Consider the following 24156-nt stretch of genomic DNA (forward strand, 5'->3'; position numbering starts at 1 on the left):
GCAGGAACGGCCGGGCGGGGCAGGAAGGCGCCGCAAAGGGCAACCGTCCCTTCCCCCTGGCCGGGTCCCTGGGACCTGTGATTGCCCCCGCGCGAGCGGGATGCTCGTCATGGAGAGTCATCGACAGAACTGCGAGGTGGGCCGTGACCGGCACCGCTGGCCCGGCGAGCCGTACCCGGCTGGGCCGACTGACAGGCGCTGTGGTGCTGTTGGCACCGCTGCTGGTGGCGGGTTCCGCGTCCGCCCCCCAGGGCGCGCCGAGACTCGCCGCGGCGGCGGACGAAAGCCCCGTGGACGCCGGACGCATCGCCTACGCCGGTACCGAGCACCGCAGCCTCGGCCGGGTCTCGGACCAGGCCACCACCGCGCCGCTGTTCGGCCCCGGACCCGCCCACTACGACCAGGACCCCTCCGCGCGCGGTGAGGTGGTGGTCTTCACCAGCCTGCGCGACAGCGTGCGTCCGCAGGTGTACGTGCGCGACGCGGGCGGAGCGGTGCGCAGGCTCACCACCGACCGGGACGCCGCGCATCCCGAACTCTCCCCGGACGGGCGGACCGTGGTGTTCGACTCCGCGGAGCGGGGACCGGGCGACGTGGTCCAGCGCGAGCTGTGGACCGTCGGGGTCGACGGCTCCGGACTGCGGCGGCTGACGGACACCCCCAACAACGAGACCTCCCCGACGTTCTCCCCGGACGGCTCGCGGATCGCGTACTCCTGCGACTCCGGTCCCGGGGGGAACGGGCTGATCTACGAACGGGCCGTGGCGGGCGGCGCGGCGAGGGTGATCAGTGACGGCCCGGCCGGCGACGCGACCGAGCCGGTATGGAACCCGGTGGACGACGACACCCACCGCGCCCAAATCGCGTACACCCTCACCACGGACGAGGAGACCGGTCCCCGGCTCCGGGTGACCGAGGGCATCGGAGCCGACCGTCCCCTGCTGGCCGGTGTCCAGGCCGACTGGCGCACCCGCTCGGCCGCCTGGCTGCCGGACGGCAACGATCTGCTCTTCCTCAGCCCCGACACGACCTGCGGGTGCAAGGACTACGACCACGTCTACCGGGCGACCGCCTTCGACGGGAACGAGCCGGGCCTGACGCTCGGCGAGGACCGGGCGGTCGAATCGCCCACCTGGGTCGGCCCCATGGACCCCGGGACCGTCGTCGTGGCCCGGCGGACCCCGCTCCTGGCGAACGACGTGACGCTCCAGGACGTCCGGCAGGACGGTTCGGACCCCCGGGACCTCGGGGTCGAGATCCTGAGGGAGGACCCTGAGGCCAGCACGAACACCGACCCCGCCAAGGACCCGCTGTTCAACCCGGCGGCTGACTACGACCCGTGGACCGAACGGCAGAACTACACAGCGGACGGCAGGCGCATCGTCGTGACCCGCTTCGAGGGGCAGCCGAAGGAGCGCGTCGAACGGATCTGGCTGACCGACGCCGACGGCCAGAACAAGACGGCGTTGCCGCTCGCCGGACGCGGTCCCCGCGACTGGGACACCGACCCCACGTTCTCGCCGGACGGTACGAAGCTGGCGTTCACCAGGACCTCGCCCGGCGGGGTCGGCGAGGCCGCCGGGCCGAGCAGCATTCTCATCGCGGATGTCGCCACCGGAGCGATCGTGGGCAGGATCGTGCCGCCTCAGGGGGAGTTGACGGGCGGTGACGCGCAGCCGACCTGGTCGTCGGACGGCACCACCCTCGCCTTCACCCGCAACCATGTGATCCGGGGCCTGGGCGGCATCAAGCACGTCTGGACGGTGCCGGTGGCGGCGCTCGACCAGCAGCGGGACCTCAGCGTCACCGTCTGCTCCGGCGAATGCAAGAAGATCGACGACAGCCCCGCCTTCTCCCCCGACGGCACCCGGATCGCCTTCAACCGCAAGGACGGCGGCGGCCGGGTCAACGAGCGCTCCGGCATCGTCGTGACCTCGCTGAGCGGCGACGACTGCCGGGTCGTGCTGCCTTCCGTGCAGCGGGACAACCCCGACGCGTGCCACCAGGAGATCCCCGACACGACGCTGACCGGGCCCTTCCAGCCCCGTGACGTGGCCTGGTCGCCCGATGCGGAGCGGCTGGTGCTGAGCTCGCGCAGGGAGGTGGGTCCGAACTCCCCGGAGCAGTTGTCCATGCTCGACCTCGCCTCCGGCACCCTGACTCCGTTCGGCGAACGGCTCGGCGGGCGGCAGAAGGAGCCCGCCTTCCAGCAGTCGGTCGACCTGGCCCTGACCGCACCCCCCACCGGCCCCTCGGTGGAGGTGGGTTCCTCCGTCACGGTGCCGGTCACGGTCACCAACCGGGGCCCCGCCGCATCGCCCGGCACCGTGCTCACCGTCGATGCCCCGCCCGGCGTGCGCCTGGAGGAGCTCACCACCCCGGCCGGCACCTGCGCCACCGGATCGCCCCAGTGCGACCTGGGCGTGCTCCGGCCCGGAGAGAGCATCGAAGTCACCGCCACGCTCACCGGAGTGACGAGCGGGGACCAGCAGATCGGCTGGTCGGTCACCGGGGCAGTGGTCGACCCGAACCCCACGGACAACGCCACCGCCACCACCGTCCCGGTCCAGGACGTGCCCCCGGCTCCCACCCCGACGCCCAAGCCGCCCAAGCCGGCCCCCCAGCCGCCCGAGCCCGAGGCGGGGCCCGGGGTCACGGTGCGGGCACAGCCCAGCCCCGGCTACGTCGGCGGCCGGGTGGTGGTGACGTACACCGTGCGCAACGGCCGCAACGCGCTCGCCACCGGACTGCGGCTGAAGCTCGGGCTGCCCGCGTCGATCCCGGCGGATCCGCTTCCGCCGGGCTGCACGGCAGGCGTGTGCACACTGCCCGATCTGGCACCGGGTGCCTCCACGGTCGTCCGCGTCGTGCTCAAGCCCGACCGGGCGCTGAGGACGACCATCACCGGAACGCTGACCACGACCGGCACCGACGCCGACACCCGTGACAACGTCTCCAGGAAGCCGCTGCGCATCCTCCAGCCCCGGATCGTCTCGGTGCCCGCCGTCGGCAAGCCGGGATTCGTCACCTCCGTGCGGGGCAAGGACTTCCCGCCCGGCGCACCGGTGAAGCTCACCTGGAAACCCGGGATCACGGCGGCCGCGCCGCCCGCCTTCCCGCACCGTGACGGAACGTTCATCGCGCAGCTGCTGATCCTGGCGAAGGACCAGACCGGGCCGCGCACGATCACCGCCTCGGGACCGGGGTTCGGCCCCGTCACCACGCGCTTCCTGGTAGTGGCCGGCACCATCGTCCCGCCGGACGAGGTGGGACGCCGGTGATCCACGAAGTGGACGAGGGGCTGCGGCTGTTGCTGGTCGAGGCCGGGCTCCAGGACAGCGGCGTCGACCTGGTCTTCGACGCGCCGACGAAGGACTGGTCCGCCCGGCGCAACGCCCCCACCATCAGCGTCTTCCTGCACCGCATCCGTGAGGACGCGGGCCGCCGCCGTACCGGCGCGGCCGAGGAGCACGACGACGAGGGGGTCGTGATCGGCTGGCGGACCCCGCCCCGCTGGTACGAGCTGACGTACCTGGTGACCGCCTGGACCAATCGCCCGCAGGACGAACACCGCCTGCTCTCCGAGGCGTTGCGCTGTCTCGTGCGGTCGGACGCGCTGCCCGCCCACATGCACACCGGCAGCCTCGCCGAGCTGGGGCTGACCGTGGAGATCGAGGCGGCGGGTCCGGGCACCGACGGGCCGTCCGCCTCGGACGTCTGGTCGGCGCTCGGCGGTGAGCTCAAGGCCGCGATCGACCTGCGGGTGTGGGCACCGCTGGCCGGTGAGCGGACGACCGCGGGTCCGCCGGTCACCGAGGGACTGGTGGTGCGGAGCGCGCCGGGCCGGGACGGCGACGGTGCGGAGCCCGGGCGCCGGCTGCGTTACGACGGGGCGTCCGACCCCGGCGACCGGGGCTTCGCGGCGCAGCGGGAACGGCAGTTGCCGCCCGGCCGGCGCAGGCGCGGGGGCGCGGCCCGGTGACCACGACACAGGGCACCCGTGCCGTCCACGAACCGGCCGAGGCCCCGACAGCGGTCATCGAGGACCTCTGGGAGCGGCTGGTCCACGTCGAGCAGCGGGTCAGGAACGCCGTGGCCGTCCGGCGGGCCACCGACCCGCAGCCGGACGATCCGTACCGGGGGCAGTACCTGACCCCGGAGGCGGCCGAACGGATCGTGGACGCCCGCGACGCGTTCGCGCCCGTACCGGGGTACGGCTCCGGGCCCTCGCCGCAGTCCCCGCCCGGGAGCCGGATCGCACGGCTCGCCGAGCGCTTCGGCCTGGTGGAGCTGGACGTGGACCTGCTGCTGGTCGCGCTGGCCCCGGACATCGACAGCCGGTTCGAGCAGCTCTACGGCTATCTCAACGACGACCTCACCCGGCGCAGGCCCACCATCGGCCTGGCACTGGAACTGTGCGGACTGCCCGCCGCGAGTTCCGGCCGCTTCCGCTTCGCGCCGTCCGCCCCGCTGGTGGCGGGCGGGCTGCTGGAGGTCCGCGACGCCGAACGCCCGCTGCTCTCACGGGTGCTGCGGGTGCCGGACCGGATCGGCGCGTATCTGCTCGGCGACGACGAGATCGACGGAAGGCTGCGCGGCCTGGTCCGCGCGGTCGGGCCCGGGGCAGCCCCGGACTCCGGGACGGACACCGGGCCGGAGGTGCTGCGGGTCGCGGCGGCGCTGGGCACGGGCAGCGGGCTGGTGCATCTGCTCGACCGGGGCGGCGACCCCGGCCGGCTGGCGGTAGAGGCGCTGCTCGCCGCGGGGCGCCGTCCCCTGGTGGTCGACATCGCGGAGCTCGCCGCGCTTCCCGAACCGGCGGAGGCCGTACGGACGCTGGCGGCCGAGGTCCGGCTGGGCGACGGCGGGATCGTCCTCGGGCCGCTGGAGGCGCTCGCCCCCGAACGCCCCGAGCGGGCCCGGCTGCTCGGGGCCCTGTGCGCGGCGGTCGGCGGTGCTCCGCTGCTCGCGTACGGGAAGAAGAACTGGGACCCCTTGTGGGCCGGGGAGAGCCCGGTCCCGGTCCAGGTCCACTCCCCCGGCCCCGCGGGCCTGGCGCGGCGGTGGCGGCAGGCGCTCGCGGAGGCCGGCACGTCCGTCGGGCTGCCTGCCGTGAGCGGGTCGGCCGACGAGGAGCTCATCGAGGCCACCGCCTCGTACCGGCTCGACTCCGAGCAGGTGCGCAAGGCCGCCGCGGTGGCTTCCCGGCTGGCCGTCCTGGAGGACCGCCCGGTGGACGTGCGGGACCTGCGCACGGCGGTCCGGGCACAGAACGGGGCGGGGCTCGAACGGCTCGCCCGTCGCATCGAGCCGGCGGTCGGCTGGGACGACCTCGTGCTGCCCGCCGCGACCCGCCGCGAGCTGTCCGAACTCGCCCTGCGGGCCCGCCACCGCGAGCAGGTGCTCGGTCAGTGGCGGATGCGGCCGGGCGGTGGCCGGGGGCGCGGCATCATCGCGTTGTTCGCGGGTGAGTCCGGCACCGGCAAGACCATGTCGGCAGAGGTGGTGGCGTCGGAGCTCGGCATGGAGCTCTATGTCGTGGATCTGTCGACGGTGGTGGACAAGTACGTCGGTGAGACCGAGAAGAACCTGGAACGGATCTTCGTCGAGGCCTCCGATGTCAACGGCATCCTGTTGTTCGACGAGGCGGACGCCATTTTCGGGAAGCGCTCGCAGGTCAAGGACGCGCACGACCGGCATGCCAACGTGGAGTCGGCCTATCTGCTCCAGCGGATGGAGTCCTTCGACGGGATCGCGGTGCTCACCACCAATCTGCGCGGCAATCTCGACGAGGCGTTCACCCGGCGCCTCGATGTGATCGCGGAGTTCCCCATGCCGGACGCCCGGCAGCGGCTGGCCCTGTGGGACCGCTGCCTGGGGACGGCGCTCCCGCGCGAGGCCGGGCTCGATCTGGAGTTCTGCGCGGGCCGCTTCGAGCTGGCGGGCGGGTCGATCCGCGCCTGTGCGGTGACCGCTGCCTACCTGGCAGCGGAATCGGGGAGTCCGCTCGGTATGGAGCAGATCGTCTCGGCCGTGATCCAGGAGTACCGCAAGCTCGGCCGGCTGGTCCGGGAGAGCGAGTTCGGCACCTGGCTGGACCGTGGGCGGGGAGGCGACGGCGGATAGCGCCCGGCCGGGCGGGCCGCTCAGCCGAGGACCAGCTCGGGTTCGTACAGGTCCAGCCAGGTGGCGAGGTCCAGGGTGCGTTCCAGGCCGCGGCGGGAGGCCGCGGTGACCTGGGGCGCACCGTGGTCGGCCGCCCTGCGGAGCCGGTCTCGGTCGATCAGGTCGAACACGCGGTGGTCCGGACGTGCGAGCAGCTCGCGGGCCTGCTCCTGCAGGGCCAGGGCGTACTTGGGGTCCTGGGTCGACGGGTAGGGGCTCTTGGTCCTGTCGTACACCGACTGCGGCAGCAGATCGGCGGTGGCCTCGCGCAGCAGGCTCTTCTCCCTGCCGTCGAAGGACTTGAGGGCCCAGGGCGCGTTGTAGACGTACTCGACGAGCCTGTGGTCGCAGAACGGCACCCGGACCTCCAGGCCGACGGCCATGCTCGCCCGGTCCTTGCGGTCGAGCAGGACGCGCACGAACCGGGTCAGGTGGAGGTGGCAGATCCTGCGCATGCGGTACTCGAAGTCGCTCTCGCCGGGGAGCCGTTCGATGCCGGCGACGGCGGCCCCGTAACTGCGGCGGACGTAGCCCTCCAGGTCGAGGGCGCGGCCGAGGTCGTCGCGGAGCACGTCCGAGTCCTCGCCGAAGTGCTCGGCCATCCGCACCAGCCAGGGGAAGGTGTCGGCGGTGCGGGCCCGCTCGTCGAAGAACTGGAGATAGCCGCCGAAGACCTCGTCGGCGGACTCGCCGGACAGTGCGACGGTCGAGTGCTCGCGGATGGCCCGGAAGAGCAGATAGAGCGAGGCGTCCATGTCGCCGAAGCCCATGGGCAGGTCCCGGGCCCGGATCATCCTGGCCCGTACCTCCGGGTCGGCGAGGGTGTCGGGGTCGAGCACGATGTCCCGGTGCAGGGTGCCCGACTGCTGGGCCACGTCGTGCACGAACGGGGTGTCGGGGGTGGTGCGCAGTTCATCGGGGACGAAGTTCTCGGTGCGTCCCACGAAGTCGACGGCGAAGGTGCGGACCTTCTCGCCGCTCTCGGCGAGCTGCCGGGCGGCGAGCGCGGTGACCGCCGACGAGTCGAGTCCGCCGGAGAGCAGGACGCAGCGGGGTACGTCGGAGACCAGCTGGCGGCGGACGATGTCGTCGAGCAGTGACCGTACGGTGGCGACCGTGGTGTCGCGGTCGTCGGTGTGCGGGCGGGTCTCCAGCCGCCAGTAGACGTGCCGGTGCAGGCCGCCGCGGTCCACGGTGACGACCGTGCCGGGCTCCACCTCGTGCATGCCGTCCCAGACGGCGTGGCCCGGGGTCTTGACGACGGTGAAGAGCTCCCGCAGCCCGTCGAGGGTCACCCGGGGGCGGGCCAGCGGGTTGGCGAGGATGGCCTTGGGCTCCGAGCCGAAGAGCACACCGTCGGGGGTCGGCCAGTAGTAGAAGGGCTTGACGCCCATCCGGTCGCGGATCATGACGAGCCGGTCGTGGCGGCCGTCCCAGAGCGCGAAGGCGTACATGCCGTTGAGCCGCTCGGCGAGGGCCTCGCCCCACTCCAGGTAGCCGCGCAGCACGACCTCGGTGTCCGAGTCGGTGGTGAACCGGTGGCCGCGGGCGGTCAGTTCGCCGCGCAGTGCGGTGAAGTTGTACGCCTCGCCGGAGTAGACGAGGGCCACCGGCCCCTCGGGGGTGTCGACGGCCATGGGCTGGCGTCCGCCGGGGAGGTCGATGATCGCGAGCCGCCGGTGGCCGAGCGCGGCGTGCCCGTCGGTCCAGGTCCCCCGGTCGTCGGGGCCCCGGCACGACATGGTCTCCGTCATCGCGTCCAGGGTCGTGGCCGCCTCCGCCGCCCGTAGATCGCGGTCGAAGGAGATCCAGCCCGTGATGCCACACATACGCGTCCTCCCGATCCGGTCCCGCCCGGCAGAACCACTTGTATCTAGCAGCTATATGACGAGCCTCTTCCTACGGTTGCGTACGGTCAACACGGTCGTTACTTGGACGGCGGCGCGCCCCCATACTTTCGGCCGCGCTTTTCCGCTTCCTGTACGGAGTGCCGTACGCCGGAACCCGTGCGGGAAGGGCTCGTGGGCCCGGCGGGGATGCCGAATCGGCCATCGGCAAAGACTTGCCCAACCCCGAGTGGGCCAGTGGGGTGCACCGGCCGGCCGGCGCACCCACCGCGCTCAGGACTTCTGGCCGGCCATCTCGGCCGTGATCGCCCACCGCTCGTGGTCGCGCCAGGCTCCGTCGATGAAGAGGAAGTCCGGCGAGAAGCCTTCGAGACGGAATCCGGCCCGTCGCACCAGGGCGAGCGAGCCCTCGTTCCCGGGCTGGATGTTGGCTTCGAGGCGGTGCAGCCCGAGCGGCCCGAAGGCGTACCGCAGGACCAGTTCCAGCCCTTCGCTCATCAGACCGCGTCCCAGCGCGTGGGCGAAGGCCCCGTAGCCGAGCGCGCCGCAGCGGAACCCTCCGGCGACGATGTTGTTGATGTTGATGAACCCCGCGATCGGGTCGGCGGGAGTGCTGCCGCCGCCGCGTTCGCAGACGAGGAAGCCGGCCCTCGTGGGGTCGTCGATCAGCCGGCCCGCGTAGGCGGCGTACGCGCGGGCGTCGTCGGGCGGGAAGAGCCAGGGACGGTGCGTGTCCCGGCTCTCCCGCGCCCGGGTGGTGAACTCCTCGGCATCGGCCTGCGTGATGGGGCGGATCGCCGTGCGCCGCCCCACGGCCAGGTAGTCGCTTTCAGGCATCCCGGCAGCTTAGAGCGTCCGGACCGGTCACCCGGCCGACGACGTCACTTCAGCCGGCCGCCGACCGCCGGAAGCTCCAGCACACCGGTGTCCTCCGGGGCGCTGACCACCGTGACCGGCTTGATCCCCCGGTTGCCCGAGTACGCGCTGTCGCTCGCCGCGATCACGAATTCGAGCCGGTGGCCCGCTTCGTACCGGTGGACGACGCCCGGGAGGTGCACGGTGAACGGGCGGGTGACGTCCGGCACCCGCACCGGGGAGACCAGCCGGTTCACCAGCGTCCTGCCGTCGTCCGGGGCGACGTCGTAGACCTTGGCGAACAGGACGAGCTTGTCGGCGGCGTCGCCGCTGTTCTGGACCCGCTCCGTCTTCGGCGAGACGACCTTCAGGGTGGCCTTCGGGGCGCCGACGACATCGAGGGGCGAGGTCAGCGGGGCGCTGGTCCAGCCGAGGTAGGTGCCCTTGGTGTCATAGGGCTTGGGGTCGGGCAGCCCGATCAGTCCGGCGAGCGAGCTCTCCGAATGGCTGGTGGGAACGAGCCAGTTGGCGTACTGGCGGCTGCCCCGGGCGACCTTGGACCGGTTGTCGACGAGTTTCCCGTCGCCGGACAGGTACAGCTTCTGCGAGAGCGCCGGTACGGAGTCCGCGGTGCCGTATCCGCTCTGCCAGTCGCGGTAGTAGGCGAAGTCGGGCCCGGTGTCGGTGTTCTTCCGGTGCTGGAGGTAGCGGTCGAACCAGGCGAGGACGCGCTGCCCCACGTAGCTGGTCTCCAGGTTGCCCTTGCCCAGGTCGAGTTCGCCGGGCGCCTGCCCGCCGCTGTGGCCCCAGGCCTGCCAGATCATCTTGGCCGTGGTGCCCTGCGCCTTGAGGGTCTCGTACGTGGCGGTGGCCTCGTTCAGGTTGAACAGGCTGTCGGCCTGGCCCTGGACGAGCAGGGTGGGCGCCTTGACCTTGCCGAGGTGGTCGACGGGCGAGACGCTGCGCGCGTAGTCGAGCATCTCGGTGGTCCGGTCGGCCGGGTAGCGGCCGGAGTTGAGCAGCCGGATGGTGTCGCACGCCTTGGACGCGAAGTGCAGGCAGGTGAGGTTGTTGAACCGGGACGGGTCGAGGCTTGCGTTGAGGATCGTCTGCCCCTCCCCCATGAGGTAGAAGCCGTTGGTCCACTGCCATTTGAAGACCCCGGCGGTGTCGGACGAGACGCCTGCGCGGGTTCCGGCGTTGTTCGGGGCGAGCGCGTATGCGAGGTCGTTCCAGGTGATCAGTGGTACGAGGGCGTCCACGCGCCGGTCGACGGCCGCGGTGGCCATCTGGATGGCGCCGCCGTACGAGCCGCCGATCATGCCGACCCTGGGGTCGCCGCTGCCGTCCCGGGTGACGTAGTCGGCCTTGGCCCCGTCGTCGGCGGCGCGGGTCCCGGCGAGGAAGTCGATGAGCCCGGCGGCCGCCTTGCCGTCGATGGCCGGGTCGTCGAGGGTGATGAGACAGCCCGACCTGCCGAAGCCGAGGCCGGAGTAGACGAGGCCGACGTAGCCGCGGGAGGCGAAGGCCTTGCCGATGGCGTCGGTCGAGCCGTCCGACTTGCTGCCGCCGAAGCCGTTGGTGGCGAGTACGGCGGGGGCCGGATGCTGTGCGTCGACCCCGGCGGGGCGGTACAGATCGGCGTCGACGGTGCAGGAACGGCCACCCGCCTGAATGGTGAACTTCAGCGGGGTGACAGTGTATTGGGAAGGCTCGGCCGCGGTCGCGCGCGCCGCACCGGTGAGGACCAGCGGTGCGGCGAGCGCGGCCCCGGCCACGTACGCGACCGACTTCCGGGAGAACCTCCGATAGCCGGACCGGGGGCGGGAAACAGCACGCGACACGAAGACCTCCACACCGAGGACGACTTACCAACCAGTAAGTAATGAACCGCGCTCATGCTGTGACACGCGTCATAGTGATGTCAACGACCGGAAGGGCGTTTCCCGAACGATGCCCAACTTCTTTACGATTCGCCGCCGTTCAGCGCAGTGCGGGCAGCTCGACGGTCAGGGTGGCGGGGCCGCCGCCGGCCGGGGCGTCCAGCACGGCGGGCACCCCGAGCGGGATCGTGAGCGTCGTCGGGCCGTGCCCGAAGCCCAGCTCCTCGACGACGGGTACGCCCAGCGGGCCGAGCCGGTCGGCGAGCACGGCCCGCACCTCCTCGTACGGGCCGCAGCCCGCCCAGGAGCCGCAGGCCACCCCCGCGATCCCGTCGAGCGCCCCGGCCCGCAGCAGTTGGGTGAGGATGCGGTCGATGCTGTACGGGTCCTCGGTGGTGTCCTCGATCACCAGCAGCCCGCCCCGGGCCGAGGTCCGGGCATGCGGTGTGCCGAGGTCGGCGGCGAGCAGGCTGACACAGCCGCCGTAGGTGATCCCGCGGGCCCGGCCGGGGACCAGCGCCCGCGCCGCGGGCAGGCCGAGGGTCCGCACCGATTCGGGCTCGAACAGGGTGGCCCGCAGGGACTCCTGGGTGTCCGGGTCCTTGAGGAAGGTCTCGGTGCCGGCCATCGGGCCGTGCAGGGTGGCGAGCCCCATGCGCTGCGCGAACGCCTCGTGGAGCACGGTGATGTCGCTGTAGCCGACGAAGACCTTGGGTCCGGCCGCGCGCATCGCCGCCCAGTCGACCAGGTCGACCATCCGGTGCACGCCGTACCCTCCCCGGGCGCAGATCACCGCGTCCACGGACGGGTCGCACCAGGCCTCCTGGAGATCCCTGGCCCTCGCCCCGTCCGTGCCGCCGAGGTAGTCCAGCTCCGGGTGGACGTCGCGGGCGTGGGGTGCCTCGACGGGTTCCAGGCCCCAGCCGCGCAGGATGTCCAGGCCCGCTTCGAGCCGGTCGGCGGGCACCGGTCCGCTCGGTGACACGACGGCGATCCTGGCCCCCGGGCGCAGCCGGGCCGGGCGGGTCAGCGGTGCGAGGGTCACTTCTTCAGCTCCAGCCGCGGTACGTCGGTGCGGTCGATCCCGAAGGTCTGTGCGTACAGGGAGAGTTCGGCCTCCAGGGCGCGGATCATGGTGTCGGCGCGCCGGAACCCGTGTCCCTCGCCCTCGAAGGTGAGGTAGGCGTGCGGGATGCCGCGTCCGTCGAGCGCGGCCAGGAACCGCTCGCACTGGACGGGCGGGCAGATCGGGTCGTCCAGCCCCTGGAGCAGCAGGAAGGGGGTGGCCAGCCGGTCGACGCGGCCGACCGGCGAGCGTTCGCGGTAGCGTTCCGGGACTTCGGCGAGCGGGCCCACCAGGGACTCCAGGTACCGCGACTCGAAGTCGTGGGTCTCGTCCGTTCCCCAGCCGGTCAGGTCGAGGATGGGGTAGATGATCGTCCCGCAGGCGTAGACATCGGTGCCGGTCAGTGAGGCCGCGGTGGTCCAGCCGCCGGCGCTGCCGCCCCGGACGGCGAGCCGCCGCCGGTCGGCCGTGCCCTCGTCGGCCAGCGCCTCGGCGACGGCCGCGCAGTCCTCGACGTCGACGACGCCCCACTGTTCGCGCAGCCGGTTGCGGTAGGCCCTGCCGTAGCCGGTGGAGCCACCGTAGTTGACCTCGGCGACGCCGATGCCGCGCGAGGTGAAGTAGGCGATCTCCAGGTCGAGCACGAGTGCGGCGTGGCCGGTGGGGCCGCCGTGCGCCCAGACCACGTAGGGCGGCCGCTCGTCCTCGGGGCCGGTCCGGTCGGGGTTGCGCGGCGGGTAGATGTGGGCGTGGATCTCACGTCCGTCGGGCCCGGTGAAGGTGCGGTCCTCGGGGCGGGGGTAGTACGCGGGGTCGACGGCGTCCTTGTGCGGTGCCCCGATGACCCGGGTGCGGCCGGTCGCGGTGTCCAGCTCCACCACCTCGAAGGCGCTGTGCGGGCTCGCCGCGACGCCGAAGACCCGGCTGCCGTGCACGGCCAGCGTCTCGGCCCATTCGGTCCAGGGTCCGGCGACGTCGACGAGTTCGCCGGTCTGCGGGTCGAGGATGCCGAGCGTGGTGGTGCCCTTGCCGTGGATGGTGGCGATCAGCCCGTTGTCCAGCGGCCGGAACCAGCTGAGCCCGATCTTCCAGAGCGGTCCGGCGAACTCCTGCTCGCGGGGGCAGAGCGCGACCATGCCCCGGTCCGGATCGGCCCGGTAGAGGTTCCACCAGCCGCTGTGGTCGCTGGCGAGGAGCAGTTGCCCGTCGGCGCCCCACTCGATCTGCGGCACCGATTCCTCGGGTCCGCCGGCGAAGGACCGGGGGTGGTGGAAGGTGCCGTCCGCGGCGACGTCCGCGAGCATCACCTCGGTGCCGTCCCACGGCATCCGGGGGTGGTCCCAGGCGATCCAGGCAGCCTGCCGCCCGTCGGGCGAGAGCTTCGGCCCGGTGACGAACCGGCTGCTGTCGTCGGTGAGTTCACGTACCGCGCCGCGGTCTTCGGCGGCCGAGCCGTCCAGGGGTACGGCGGCGATCACCCGGCGCAGCTCGGTGGGGCCCTCTCCGGTGAACTCCTCCAGGACGCACCACACCTCGCCCCGGTCGGGATGGAGCTGCGGGTCGGCCCAGCGCAGCCCGCCACCGGTGGCCGTGGCCGGGGTGAGCGGCACGGGTTCGCCCGGCCCGTCGGGGGCGTAGGCGTACAGCCGCTGGTCGGCGAAGTGGACGAAGACGATCAGCGGGCCGCCCTCGGCCCGCGCGGTCCCCGCCCAGGGCACTCCGCCGTACTCGATGACCCGGCTCCGTACGTTCCACGGTGCGGGCAGCACGGTGTCTGTGCTCCCGTCCGCCCGGCGGCGGACCAGGGCGCGGCGGCCCGCCTCGGCCGGGCGCGGCTCCGTCCACCACACCTCGTCGCCGACGGCGCCGACGTACTCCGGGCGTCCGTCGTGGGAGGCGGCGAGCGCGGCGTCGATCGGCGACGGCCAGGTTCCGTGAGCCCCGGTGGGCAGCATGATCGATTCCCCCTGTAGCGGTCAGGCAGTACGCAGGTAGTGGTCGAGGACCCGGACACCGAAGTGCAGGGCGTCGACGGGGACGCGTTCGTCGACGCCGTGGAACAGCGCCTGGTAGTCGAAGCCGACGGGCAGCTTCAGCGGTGAGAAGCCGTATCCGGTGATGCCCAGCCGGGAGAACTGCTTGGCGTCCGTGCCGCCCGACATGCAGTACGGGACGGTGTGGCCGGCCGGGTCGAAGCGTTCGATCGCGGCGCGCAGCTTCGCGAAGGTCGGCGAGTCGACCGGGGCCTGGAGCGGGACCTCGCGGTGGTGGAACTCCCAGTCGACGTCGGGGCCGGTCAGCCGGTCCAGGGTGGCGTGGAACTCGTCCTCGCCGCCGGGCACCATCCGGCCGTCGATGAAGGCGGTGGCGTGGCCCGGGATCACGTTGACCTTGTACCCGGCCTCCAGCATGGTCGGGTTGGAGCTGTTGCGGACGGTCGGCGCGACCAGGTCGGCGGCGGGGCCGAGCTTGCCGAGCAGTTCGTCGACGTCGAAGCCGGGGGCGTCCAGGTCGGGGTGGATGCCGTGCAGCGCGGCGATCTCGGTGAGCGCGGCGCGGACCGTCGGGGTGAGCCGGACGGGCCATTCGTGCTCGCCGATCCGGGCCACGGCGGCGGCGAGGGAGCTGACCGCGTTGTTCCTGTTGACCTTGGAGCCGTGCCCGGCCTTGCCGTGTGCGGTGAGCTTCAGCCAGGCGGTGCCGCGTTCACCGGCGGCGATCGGGTAGAGCGGCAGGTCGGGTCCGGCGTGGAAGGTGAAGGCGCCGGATTCGCTGATGCCCTCCGCGCAGCCCTCGAAGAGCCCGGCGTGCCGGTCGGCGAGGAAGCCGGAGCCGTCCTCCGCGCTCGCCTCCTCGTCGGCGGTGTACGCGATCACGACGTCGCGGCGGGGCCGGATGCCGGCCCGCGCCCAGGCGCGTACGACGGCCAGGACCATCGCGTCCATGTTCTTCATGTCGATGGCGCCGCGTCCCCAGACGACTCCGTCGCGGACCTCGCCGGAGAAGGGGTGCACGGTCCAGTCGGCCGCCTCGGCCGGGACCACGTCGAGGTGGCCGTGGACGAGCAGGGCGTCGGCGGACGGGTCGGTGCCGGGGATCCGGGCGACCACATTGGTACGCCCGGGGGTGCGCTCCAGCAGGGTGGGCTCAAGACCGGCGGCGGCCAGCCGTTCGGCGACGTACTCGGCGGCCGGGCGCTCCCGGCAGTCGCCGCCGCCGCGGTTGGTGGTGTCGATCCGGATCAGTTCGGAGGTGAACGTCACCGATTCGTCCAGCGCCTGCTGGTCGACGCTCTCCCGGGGACCGGTCGGCTCAGCCATACTGCTCCTCCACGGCGGACGACACGATCGTCGTCACCGCCTTGAACGTGCGGATTGCTTCGTACATCGTCGCGCTGGTGTAGGCGACGCGCCGTTCGCCACCGGCCGCAACGCCGGGGACGACGGTGGCCGCCTGGGCCAGGTGCTCGGCGTCGAACTCCAGCTCCACGGTGAAGGGTCCGCCCTCCACCGGTGTGTGCCGCACGGCGAGCGCGGCGGCTTCCTTCGCGGCGGCGCGGATGTCGGCTGCGGTACGGGCCGGGGTGCGGCAGACCGCCGCGTACCGCGACACGTAGTCCTTGACGGCGACCTTGCGGGCCCTCGGGGCGTAGCCCTCGGCGTCCACGCAGGTCAGGTCGTCGCCGGTGACGAGGACGACGGGCACCCCGTACTCGGCCACCACATGCGCGTTCAGCAGCCCCTCGCTCGCGCGGGCGCCGTTGAGCCAGACCCCGGTGATGGAGTTGGCGAGATAGGTGTGCGCGAGCACGCCCTCCGTGCCGGCACCCGTGTGGTAGCCGATGAAGGCGATGGCGTCGACGTCACCGTGCTGGACGCCCTCGACCATGGAGAGCGTCTTGTGCCGGCCGGTGAGCATCTGGACCCGGTCGTCGAGCCGTTCCAGCAGAAGGTTGCGCATGGACCAGTGGGCCTCGTTGACGAGGACCTCGTCCGCGCCGCCGTCGTAGAAGCCGAGCGCCGCCGCGTTCACGTCGGAGGTGAACATGGAACGGCACCGCTCCCATTGGGGAGTGCCCGGCAGCACATCGCCCGGCCAGGTCACACCGGTGGCGCCTTCCATGTCCGCGCTGATCAGGATCTTCATGCCGGGCCACGCTACGCGCCCGGGAACCGCCAGGCCAGAGCCACAGAGACGTTCAATGGTCCAGTCCTCCGAAGAGAGTGCGACGCACACCCCGAACAGCCGCATCACGGACATCCCGCCGGGGCGGCCACCTGCCGCGCCTTGACACTTTCCACCACCCAAGACCATGATTCCATTAATTAACTAATGGAATTGAGGCTAGGTGCATGGCAGACGCATTCACTCCGGACGGCGGGTCCGGAGCATGGGCCCTGGAGGCCCGCGGTCTGGGTAAGCGCTACCGTCGCGGCTGGGCGCTGCAGGACATCTCGTTCCGGCTGCCGGCCGGCCGGATCTGCGGTCTCGTCGGCCCCAACGGAGCGGGAAAGAGCACCCTGTTGGGCATCACGACCCGTCAGGTGCAGCCCACGGGAGGTGACCTCCGTATCTTCGGCGTACCCGTGGACGACCCCGAGGTCATGCCGAAGTTCGCATTCCTCGGCCAGGACAAGCCGCTGTTCAAGCGGTTCACCGTGGCCGAGACGCTGCGCATGGGCGCCGAGCTCAACCCCGGCTGGGACATGGCCGCGGCGGAGCGGATCGTGCGGTCCGGACAGGTGCCGATGGACGCCCGGGTCGGCACGCTCTCCGGCGGCCAGCGCACCCGGGTCGCGTTCGCCCTGGCCTTCGGCAAGCGGCCCGACCTGCTGCTGCTCGACGAGCCGATGTCCGACCTCGACCCGCTGGCCCGCCACGACATGAGCACCCTGCTGATGTCGGAGGCCGTCGAGCGCGGGACCACGGTCGTGATGTCCTCCCACATGCTCTCCGAGCTGGAGGACATGTGCGACTACCTGCTCGTCCTGGCCGACGGCAGGATCCGGATGGCGGGCGACGCGGACGCGCTCGTCCCGGCCCACTCGCTGGTGACCGGACTCGCCACGGACGGGGACCCGGCCGCCGCGCTGGCACCGCACACCGTGATCGAGTACCGCGTCCAGGGACGGCAGTTCCACGCGCTGATCCGCCCGAACGGCCCGCTGTCGGGTGACTGGGTGGTCGCCGAACCGAGCCTGGAGGAGGTCCTGCTGGCGCACCTCCGCTCGCCGGACGCGCCCCCGCTGTTCACGCCCGGTGCCCGTATCGAGGCCGAAGGGAGCCACACCTCATGAGCACCACCCTGACCGACGCGCCCCGGACCGGGCGCACCCCCCGGCCCCGCATGCTGCGCGGGCTGAGCTGGCTCGTCGCGCGCCAGCACCGGGCCGCGCTGCTCAGCCTGCTCGCCGCGACGGTCCTCGGCTCGGCCTGGCTCGTCTACGAGCGCGGCCGCATGAAGGACATCCTGGACGCCGCGGGCTGGCCGGGGAAGGAACTGGCGCAGCCGATGTTCGACTCGGACGGTGTGGGACTCGTCCTCACAGCGCTGGGCGGACTGCCGCTGATCCTCGCCGTCTTCGTCGGCGCCCCGCTCATCGCGGGGGACCAGGAACAGGGCACCGCGCAGCTGGTCACCACCCAGTCGGTGTCACGCCTGCGCTGGGTGGCGACGAAGTTCACCTGGGTCTACGCGTCGGTGCTCGTGACCACCGTGGTGCTCTCGGCGCTGTTCACCTGGTGGTGGAAGCCCTACCGTTCGGTGTTCCCCAGCCAGTGGTCGGACGGGTCGGTGTTCGATGCCACCGGTCCGGTGCTCCCCGCACTCTGTCTCTTCATGACCGCCGTCGGCATCACCGTCGGTGTGCTGGTCCGCCGTGTCCTGATGTCCATGGCGATCACCTTCGTCCTCGCCGGGGCCGTCGGGGTCTTCTGGGACCAGATGCTCGTCCACCTCGCCCCGGCCCGGACGATCACCTATCCGCTCGACGCGGACATGCCCGCCCGGCTCGACGAGTCGTTGGAGGTGGACCGCTGGATCGGTTCCGCCGACGGCCATCTCTACGGCTGGGGCCTGTGCGCCAAGACGACCGAGGCGGCCTCGGACGCGTGCGTCAAGGAGCACGGCATCGTGAACAATGTGTACAAGTACCTCGGCTTCGACCAGATGCCGGCCATGCAGTGGACCGGGGCGGGCATCCTGCTCGCGGGTACCGTCGTGCTCACCGCGTTCGTCCTGTGGCGGGTGTCCCGTCGGCCCCTCTAGGACCTGCCGACGCAGGTACTCAGGGTTTCGGCGTTCGAACGGGAGGTGAAGGCAGTGGTCGTGTTCCGTATCGACCGGCGCAGCGGAGTGGCGACATACCTCCAGATCGTGCGCCAGGTCGAACAGGCGCTGCGCATGGGCGCCCTGGAGGAGGGGGACCGGCTGCCCACGGCCGCTCAGGTGGCGGCCGAGACCAAGGTCAACCCGAACACCACCCTCAAGGCGTACCGCGAGCTGGAGCGCGCGGGGCTCGCCGAGGTCCGGCAGGGGGCGGGCACCTTCATCACCCGCTCCCTCGTCCCGCCCCAGGCGGGCGCCGACTCCCCCTTGCGCACGTCGCTCGCACAGTGGCTGGACCAGGCGCGGGCACAGGGCCTCAGCGGTCCGGAGGTCGACGCCCTCTTCCGGTCGGCCTTCGCGGCCGTGTATCCGGCCGGGGCGGACACCGGCTGAGGCGCGGCACCGTATGCCTCGTGTCGAGTGGTGGCCGGTCCCCCGGTGGGGGGCCGGCCGCCTTCATCAAGGTGCGGGGTAGTCGCCCGTGGCGCCGTCGGTCCGCTCGCGCAGCAAGTCCGCGTGGCCGTTGTGGCGGGCGTACTCCTGGATCATCACCAGGTACACCCAGCGCAGGCTGACGGTCCGGCCGCGGGTGGCGTACACGAAGGTCTCGTCGAGGCCGCGCCCCGCCACGGCGGCCTCGCACGCCTCGGTCTCGGCGCGGTAGGCGGCGAAGTCGCGCTCGGCGTGGGCGGCGTCGACGCCTTCGATCCCCTCGTCGCCGTCGCCCGGACCGGTGAAGACATCACCGATCGGCTCACCCGCGAAGCTCCGGCGGAACCACCAGCGTTCGATCTCCGCCATGTGCCGCACCAGGCCGAGGAGGGTGAGGCCGGAGGGCTGGGCGGTGGTGCGGGCGAGCTGTGCCGGGGTCAGCCCGGCGCACTTGGTGAGCAGCGTCTGGCGATGCCACCGGAGCCAGCCCTCCAGCATGACCCGCTCGTCCGCCGCGCTCGGGACGTTCAGCTGGTCGCCGTCGTCCGTCGTGCGTTCGATGTGAGGTGCCGTCCATGTCATGGCGGCCATCCTCACACCGCCGGACCCACCGGCTCAGGTCAATTCCCGCAGGAGCGGCTCCGGGTCCGCGAGCAGGAACAGATGACCGCCGTCGGGGACGGTGCGCAGCTCGGCACCCGGGATCTGCGCGTGCGCCCAGCGCGCCACCTCGACGGGGACGTTGCCGTCCGCGTCGCCGTGGAGGAACAGGGTCGGTACGGAGACCGAGCCCAGCGGGTCCGGCAGGGGCCGGGAGTAACCGGCGAGGTCGGTGATGGTTGCGTCCACGCCCTGCCGCTGGCCCTCGGCGGTGTCCACCTCGGACAGGGCCCGGAAGGCCGGGGTGCTCATGATCAGCCGGTCGGAGCGGGGCCAGGCGTCGAGGTTCGGCTCGCGCCTCGTCTTCTTGAAGATCCCCTTCCCCGCGAGCATCGGCCGGGCGATCACCGGGGCCCGGACGACGATCCGGTTCAGCCACTTGACCAGCGGGATCCGGCGCGCGTACGCCGAGCGGGGCGCTCCGGGGACGGCGGCGCACGCGAGGATCAGCCGCGTGACCCGCCCGGGGTGCTGCTGGGCCGCCGACAGCGCGTACCCGCCTCCGCCCGAGATCGCCACGAGCGTGGCCCGCTCGTGGCCGAGGTGGTCGAGCAGGGCCACGAAGTCGTCGTTCCAGCGGTGGAAGCCGCGACCGGGTACGGGGTCGGTCCCGCCGTAGCCCGGACGGTCCGGGAAGACCAGATGCAGGCCCGCGTCCGTCGCCGCCTGCCGCAGCGCGAGCCCCTCGTAGCGGCTGCCGGGGGTGCCGTGGAGCACGATCACGGGCGGGGCAGCGGGGTCGCCGTACGAGCAGTACGTGATGCGGCGCCCGCCCGGGGCCGTCAGACGGTGCGTCTCGGGCAGATCGGTCACGGGCAGGTCGGTCACGGGCAGGTCGGTCACGGGCAGTTCCGTATCCGGCGTCTCCGAGGTCTTCGGCGTCTGCGAGGTCTTCGGCGGGTCCTGCGGGGAGGGGGTCATCTCTGCTCCTCGTGGGATACGGGGGTGGCGGCAGCGGCGGCGATCCCGCCGATGACGAAGTCGAGGCCGAAGGAGAACCGGCGGTCGTAGTCGTGGTGGTCCGCGAACACCGACGCGGACCGTCGTTCCGGCGGGAGCTGGTGCAGTTCCAGGTCGCCCCGGCCGAGGCGGATCGCCACATGGCCGGTGACGAAGTCGTGCAGAGTGCCGTACGCGTACGCGGCGGCCTCCTCGTCGAGCCCCGCGTCGCGCAGCGCCGCCACGACCCGGTACGCGACGTCGTCGGCGCCGGGCCCGACGAGCGAGGCGCGGCGGTGCGCCTCAAGGATGACGGGGTGCCGCATGAGCAGGTCGTGGAGCGTGTCGGCGAAGAGCCGGAGGACGCCGCGCCAGTCCTGCGGCCAGTCCACCGACCGGGTCACCTCGCCGACGATCCGGGACACCAGCGCGTGCTGGAGCGCGTCGATACCGCCCGTCGTGCGGTGGATCGCCATCGGTGACACCTCCAGCCGGTCGGCCAGCGCCCGGAAGGTCACGGCATCGAGCCCCCGGTCGTCGGCCAGCTCGGTCGCCGCGTCCAGGATCGCGTCGAGCGTCACCGCCCGGGGACGGCCGTTCTTGGGAGTGCTTGCCTTCTCGACCACCATGCCCGCACCATATCGATACGCGTAACGAAACTTCAATGGGAGCGCGCATGACGGAGTTGCACGACCTCACGGCTCTACAGCTGGCCGCCGCCTACGACCGTGGCGAGACGAGCCCGACCGAGGTGGTGGACCACCTGCTGGCCCGGATCGGGGACGGCGACCGGGTGGGGGCGTTCACCACCGTGTCGGCCGACCGGGCCCGCACCGCGGCGGCCGGGGCCGAACGCGTACTGCGCTCGGCGGACCGCACCGGACTGCCGCGCCTGTTCGGCGTGCCCACCGCGGTCAAGGACCTGGAGGCCACCGCGGGGGTGCGCACCACGCTGGGCTCCGCGCTGTTCCGCGACTGGGTTCCGGAGCACGACGACGAGATCGTCGAGGTCATGGCCGACGCCGGGCTGATCAGCCTCGGCAAGACGACGGTTCCCGAGTTCGGGGCCGCCTGCTACACCGAGCCCGAGGTGTCCGCCCCGGCACGCAGCCCGTTCGACCTCGCCCGGAGTGCGGCCGGGAGCAGCGGCGGCGCGGCCGCGGCGGTCGGTGCGCTGCTGGTGCCGATCGCGCAGGGCAGCGACACCGCCGGTTCGGTGCGCTCCCCCGCGAGCGCCTGCGGGGTGGTCGGGCTCAAGCCCAGCCGGGGGCTCGTCACCGCGGGCCCGGCCGGCAATGACGGGATGGGGCTCTCCGTGCGCGGCCCGCTGGCCCGCACGGTCCGCGACACCGCCGCGTTCCTGGACGCGCTGACCACCCGTACCGGGGCCGGCACCGTGCATCCGCCCCGGGTCGGCAGCTACGAGCGCGCCTGCGACGCACCCGTGCCACGGCTGCGGATCGCACTCGCCCAGGGGTCGGTCTCGGGGACGCCCGTGGATCCGGAGGTCGCCGCCGCCGCGGAGCTCACCGCCCGTACGCTGGCCGGGCTCGGCCATGACGTGTTCGTCCGGGACCAGGCGCCGGACCCCGAGCTCACCGAGGGCTTCCGGGTGATGTTCACGGCTCTGGTGGGGTCCAGGACCATGGCGTTCGACGAGTCGGCCCTGCGTCCGATCGTCCGCCATCTCCGTTCCCGTGCACAGGAGTTCACCGCGGCCGAGCTGGCCGCCTCGATCGGCTTGGTGCAGGCCCGCGCCCGCGCCTGGGCGCTCGACTACGCGGAAGCGGACGTGGTGGTCACCCCGACCGTGACCGCCCCGCCCACGCTCGTCGGCCGGCTCCGCGACGACTCGGACCCGGCGGCGGAGCTTGCCGCGATGACCGCGTTCACGGGCAACACCGTCCTGGCGAACGCCACCGGGTTCCCGGCCATCAGCCTTCCGCTGGGCTGGAGTTCGCAGGGCCTGCCGCTGGGGGTCTCGCTCACGGCCGGATGGGGCCGCGAGGACCTGCTGCTCGGCATATCGGCCGCACTGGAGGAGGCCCTGCCGTGGGCCCACCGCTACGGCGAGCGAGCCGGGACACGGACACCGGCGGCGGACCTGGCCTGAGCGGAACACCGCCGCAGGACCGGACCCGACCGGACCCCGGCCCGACTCGGCCGGGTCCGGTCCGGCTACTCGCCGGTGGCGCCGTCTATACGCTCCCGGAGCAGGTCCGCCCGGTCGTTGCGGCGGGCGAGCGCCCACTGGTCGCGCGTGGCCTTGGTGCCGCACCCGCGATCCGCGACGACGACACGCCGGTCAATCCCCGCTTGCGCGACGCCCACGTCTCCGCACCGTGCTCCAGACCATCCGCACAACGAGCCTTCAGATCGCGGGAGGCCAGACGTCTGATGCTCACCCACCAGGCGCAGAACCCTCTCGTCCAGGGGCGTGAGGCGCTGGAGACGGTCCCGGACGGCCACCCCCACACGGCCCGGACACCAAGAACGGCGCCGCCAACTCCCGCACACCACCCACCACACCACCCCCTCCCGCAAGACCGGACAGCGGCGGCCCTCCTCTCCGGCCGGGCCGGGATCGAGGTCGCCGCGCTACCGCCGGTCTGCGTCCCCACGCACCGCGGGCGCCAGCACGAACCAGCGTGACGGCAACTCGACGCGGGACCCGTCGGGCAGGAACTCGGTCTGGGCCAGGGCGGTCGCACCGCCGGCCAGTGCGGTGAGACCGGCCTCCTGGAGCAGCCGCCGTACCTCATCCTCCGTGGCGCTCGCCGGCTTGAGCCCGTGCTGGAGCACCCGGCGCAGCTTCTCCGGCGGGCCGTCCGGCCCCTGCGCCACCAGCTGGAGCACATCCTTGGAGGCCGGGGTCGGTTCGACGACGAAGGCCCGTCCGCGCTTCCCCAGCAGCGCCGCGACCGCCGCGGCGACGGCGGGCCTGGCCCCGGGCTCGCTCTGGTGGATCACCGCTCGCATGTACACATTGGTGTCGCCGATCCGCTTGTGCAGGTCCGCCACGGCTTCCTCATCGACAAGATCGAGCTGGGCGAACTCGGCGACGTCCGCGGTGTCCGCGCGGCGGGCGTGCGCGATGGCCGCGTGCGCGAGGTCCACACCGATCGCGCGGGCGAAACGGGTCGCGAGATAGCGGGTCTGCGTACCGTTCCCGCAGCCGAGGTCGACGACGGGCAGCGAGGTGTCGGCGTGCGGCAGCAGACGTTCGGTGTCGGGTACGGAGGTGAGAGAGGGGTCGGAGTCCCAGATCGCCTCGCCGGGCGTGTCCGAGGTGGCGGCCCAGAAGCCCTCCCACGCCTCGCGGTAATGCTGTGACACGTCCATGCGCGCTCCCGGGTCCGTTCGTCGTGCGGCGTTCCACTCAGGACCGGACTACCCTCCCGGAACGGCCGCGGCAAGACCCCCACAGCATCCACCCGCTCGTGGCGGGGACTTCACCAGGTGTGCGACCCGGGACCCGGGATCCCACTGAGTGCCTGTTCGAACGGTGCACAGGATCAGACGGTCGCCGGGCCGCACCCATACGGTCGCGGTCTCGAAGGCGTCGGCGATCTGGACCTCGGAACGGATCGGGTCGTAGAGGGCGTAGAGGCACGTCGCCGGATACCGCTGGTCCCCGCCCGGCCAGCCGACGTCCGCGGCGAGCACCAGGAGGCGCTCGGCACCGGGACCGACCAGTGCGCAGGCCCACCACAGGACGTCGATCCGGCCGCGCTCCGGCTCGTCCACCCGGGCCCGGCCCGCCGCCGGATACGAGAGGTTCCCGCCCGGCGGTCCGTCGAATTCGGGGCCAAGTCCGCAGTCCGGTCCGGGGCGCGCCTCCGGAGCGGCCCTCTTCTTCCGCCCGCACCAACACACCGGAGATCGGGAGGAGTTCACCGGCGGGGCAGCCGACCGCCTCGTGCCTGGTGACGCCGAAGAACCGTCTCGCGCCGCTCGACCGCCCGGCGCACCGGGCAGCCC

Annotated in this window: 19 protein-coding genes and 1 pseudogene; 7 read left to right on the forward strand and 13 right to left on the reverse strand. The window is 72.5% G+C overall.

Annotation, left to right across the window (positions count from 1 at the left end; translation table 11 throughout):
• Positions 1 to 143 precede the first annotated feature (143 nt).
• Genes ACFYY7_RS26465 through ACFYY7_RS26475 form a run of 3 tightly spaced genes read left to right on the forward strand, consistent with a single transcriptional unit; the run spans position 144 to position 6126 of the window.
• The gene (locus ACFYY7_RS26465) at positions 144 to 3281 is read left to right on the forward strand and encodes a hypothetical protein (RefSeq protein WP_388665126.1); all 3138 of its coding nucleotides are present in this window, start codon (positions 144 to 146) and stop codon (positions 3279 to 3281) included.
• Complete coding sequence (locus tag ACFYY7_RS26470) at positions 3278 to 3982, forward strand: DUF4255 domain-containing protein (protein WP_376307425.1); 705 nt, start codon at positions 3278 to 3280, stop codon at positions 3980 to 3982. The genes ACFYY7_RS26465 and ACFYY7_RS26470 overlap by 4 nt, the downstream gene beginning before the upstream one ends.
• On the forward strand, positions 3979 to 6126 hold the full coding sequence (locus ACFYY7_RS26475) for an ATP-binding protein (RefSeq protein WP_388665128.1): 2148 nt from the start codon (positions 3979 to 3981) through the stop codon (positions 6124 to 6126). The genes ACFYY7_RS26470 and ACFYY7_RS26475 overlap by 4 nt, the downstream gene beginning before the upstream one ends.
• Positions 6127 to 6146: 20 nt before the next feature.
• Here the strand turns inward: ACFYY7_RS26475 and asnB are convergent, their stop codons facing one another.
• The 7 genes from asnB to ACFYY7_RS26510 form a co-directional block, all read right to left on the reverse strand.
• Entirely contained in the window at positions 6147 to 7994 is a 1848-nt protein-coding gene (asnB, locus tag ACFYY7_RS26480; RefSeq protein WP_388665129.1) for an asparagine synthase (glutamine-hydrolyzing), read from the reverse strand.
• Between the two features lie 291 nt (positions 7995 to 8285).
• Positions 8286 to 8849 (reverse strand): GNAT family N-acetyltransferase, encoded by a 564-nt coding sequence (locus tag ACFYY7_RS26485; RefSeq protein WP_388665131.1) that lies wholly within the window; start codon positions 8847 to 8849, stop codon positions 8286 to 8288.
• A 44-nt stretch (positions 8850 to 8893) separates the two neighbouring features.
• On the reverse strand, positions 8894 to 10723 hold the full coding sequence (locus ACFYY7_RS26490; protein ID WP_388665132.1) for a CocE/NonD family hydrolase: 1830 nt from the start codon (positions 10721 to 10723) through the stop codon (positions 8894 to 8896).
• A 127-nt stretch (positions 10724 to 10850) separates the two neighbouring features.
• The gene (locus ACFYY7_RS26495) at positions 10851 to 11795 is read right to left on the reverse strand and encodes an LD-carboxypeptidase (protein ID WP_388665134.1); all 945 of its coding nucleotides are present in this window, start codon (positions 11793 to 11795) and stop codon (positions 10851 to 10853) included.
• Complete coding sequence (locus ACFYY7_RS26500) at positions 11792 to 13771, reverse strand: prolyl oligopeptidase family serine peptidase (protein ID WP_388665135.1); 1980 nt, start codon at positions 13769 to 13771, stop codon at positions 11792 to 11794. The genes ACFYY7_RS26495 and ACFYY7_RS26500 overlap by 4 nt, the downstream gene beginning before the upstream one ends.
• A 21-nt stretch (positions 13772 to 13792) precedes the next feature.
• A complete protein-coding gene (locus tag ACFYY7_RS26505) occupies positions 13793 to 15136 on the reverse strand; it encodes a M20/M25/M40 family metallo-hydrolase (RefSeq protein ID WP_388665137.1) in 1344 nt (447 codons plus the stop codon).
• On the reverse strand, positions 15129 to 15962 hold the full coding sequence (locus tag ACFYY7_RS26510) for a M55 family metallopeptidase (protein WP_388665139.1): 834 nt from the start codon (positions 15960 to 15962) through the stop codon (positions 15129 to 15131). The genes ACFYY7_RS26505 and ACFYY7_RS26510 overlap by 8 nt, the downstream gene beginning before the upstream one ends.
• A 206-nt stretch (positions 15963 to 16168) precedes the next feature.
• On the opposite strand from ACFYY7_RS26510, the gene ACFYY7_RS26515 reads away from it, so the two are divergent.
• From ACFYY7_RS26515 to ACFYY7_RS26525, 3 genes are read left to right on the forward strand one after another with little or no spacing between them, the layout of a single operon-like run.
• On the forward strand, positions 16169 to 17113 hold the full coding sequence (locus ACFYY7_RS26515; RefSeq protein ID WP_388665141.1) for an ABC transporter ATP-binding protein: 945 nt from the start codon (positions 16169 to 16171) through the stop codon (positions 17111 to 17113).
• A complete protein-coding gene (locus ACFYY7_RS26520; protein ID WP_388665143.1) occupies positions 17110 to 18084 on the forward strand; it encodes an ABC transporter permease subunit in 975 nt (324 codons plus the stop codon). Before ACFYY7_RS26515 ends, ACFYY7_RS26520 begins: the two co-directional genes overlap by 4 nt.
• Before the next feature lie 45 nt (positions 18085 to 18129).
• Entirely contained in the window at positions 18130 to 18537 is a 408-nt protein-coding gene (locus tag ACFYY7_RS26525; RefSeq protein ID WP_388665144.1) for a GntR family transcriptional regulator, read from the forward strand.
• Positions 18538 to 18603: 66 nt separating this feature from the next.
• Here ACFYY7_RS26525 and ACFYY7_RS26530 read toward each other — a convergent pair whose 3' ends face one another.
• From ACFYY7_RS26530 to ACFYY7_RS26540, 3 genes are read right to left on the reverse strand one after another with little or no spacing between them, the layout of a single operon-like run.
• Positions 18604 to 19158 (reverse strand): DinB family protein, encoded by a 555-nt coding sequence (locus ACFYY7_RS26530; protein WP_388665146.1) that lies wholly within the window; start codon positions 19156 to 19158, stop codon positions 18604 to 18606.
• Between the two features lie 33 nt (positions 19159 to 19191).
• Complete coding sequence (locus tag ACFYY7_RS26535) at positions 19192 to 20157, reverse strand: alpha/beta fold hydrolase (protein WP_388665148.1); 966 nt, start codon at positions 20155 to 20157, stop codon at positions 19192 to 19194.
• Positions 20154 to 20804: a TetR/AcrR family transcriptional regulator gene (locus ACFYY7_RS26540; RefSeq protein WP_388665150.1), complete on the reverse strand. Its 651-nt coding sequence runs from the start codon at positions 20802 to 20804 to the stop codon at positions 20154 to 20156. The genes ACFYY7_RS26535 and ACFYY7_RS26540 overlap by 4 nt, the downstream gene beginning before the upstream one ends.
• Before the next feature lie 47 nt (positions 20805 to 20851).
• Between ACFYY7_RS26540 and ACFYY7_RS26545 the strand changes: the two genes are divergently transcribed.
• Positions 20852 to 22288, forward strand: coding sequence for an amidase (locus ACFYY7_RS26545; protein WP_388665152.1), 1437 nt, complete (start codon positions 20852 to 20854; stop codon positions 22286 to 22288).
• A 101-nt stretch (positions 22289 to 22389) separates the two neighbouring features.
• Here the strand turns inward: ACFYY7_RS26545 and ACFYY7_RS26550 are convergent.
• The 3 genes and pseudogenes from ACFYY7_RS26550 to ACFYY7_RS26560 form a co-directional block, all read right to left on the reverse strand.
• Positions 22390 to 22699: pseudogene (locus ACFYY7_RS26550) on the reverse strand (IS200/IS605 family accessory protein TnpB-related protein); the annotation flags it as partial.
• A 74-nt stretch (positions 22700 to 22773) separates the two neighbouring features.
• Positions 22774 to 23517, reverse strand: coding sequence for a methyltransferase domain-containing protein (locus ACFYY7_RS26555; RefSeq protein WP_388665153.1), 744 nt, complete (start codon positions 23515 to 23517; stop codon positions 22774 to 22776).
• A gap of 48 nt (positions 23518 to 23565) precedes the next feature.
• Positions 23566 to 23922 carry a hypothetical protein gene (locus ACFYY7_RS26560; RefSeq protein ID WP_388665155.1) on the reverse strand — a complete coding sequence of 119 codons (357 nt, stop codon included), beginning with the start codon at positions 23920 to 23922 and terminating at the stop codon, positions 23566 to 23568.
• Positions 23923 to 24156 lie beyond the last annotated feature (234 nt).

Origin of the sequence: Streptomyces sp. NPDC001933, from assembly GCF_042890955.1 — a bacterium.
In the GTDB taxonomy this organism is placed as follows: domain Bacteria; phylum Actinomycetota; class Actinomycetes; order Streptomycetales; family Streptomycetaceae; genus Streptomyces.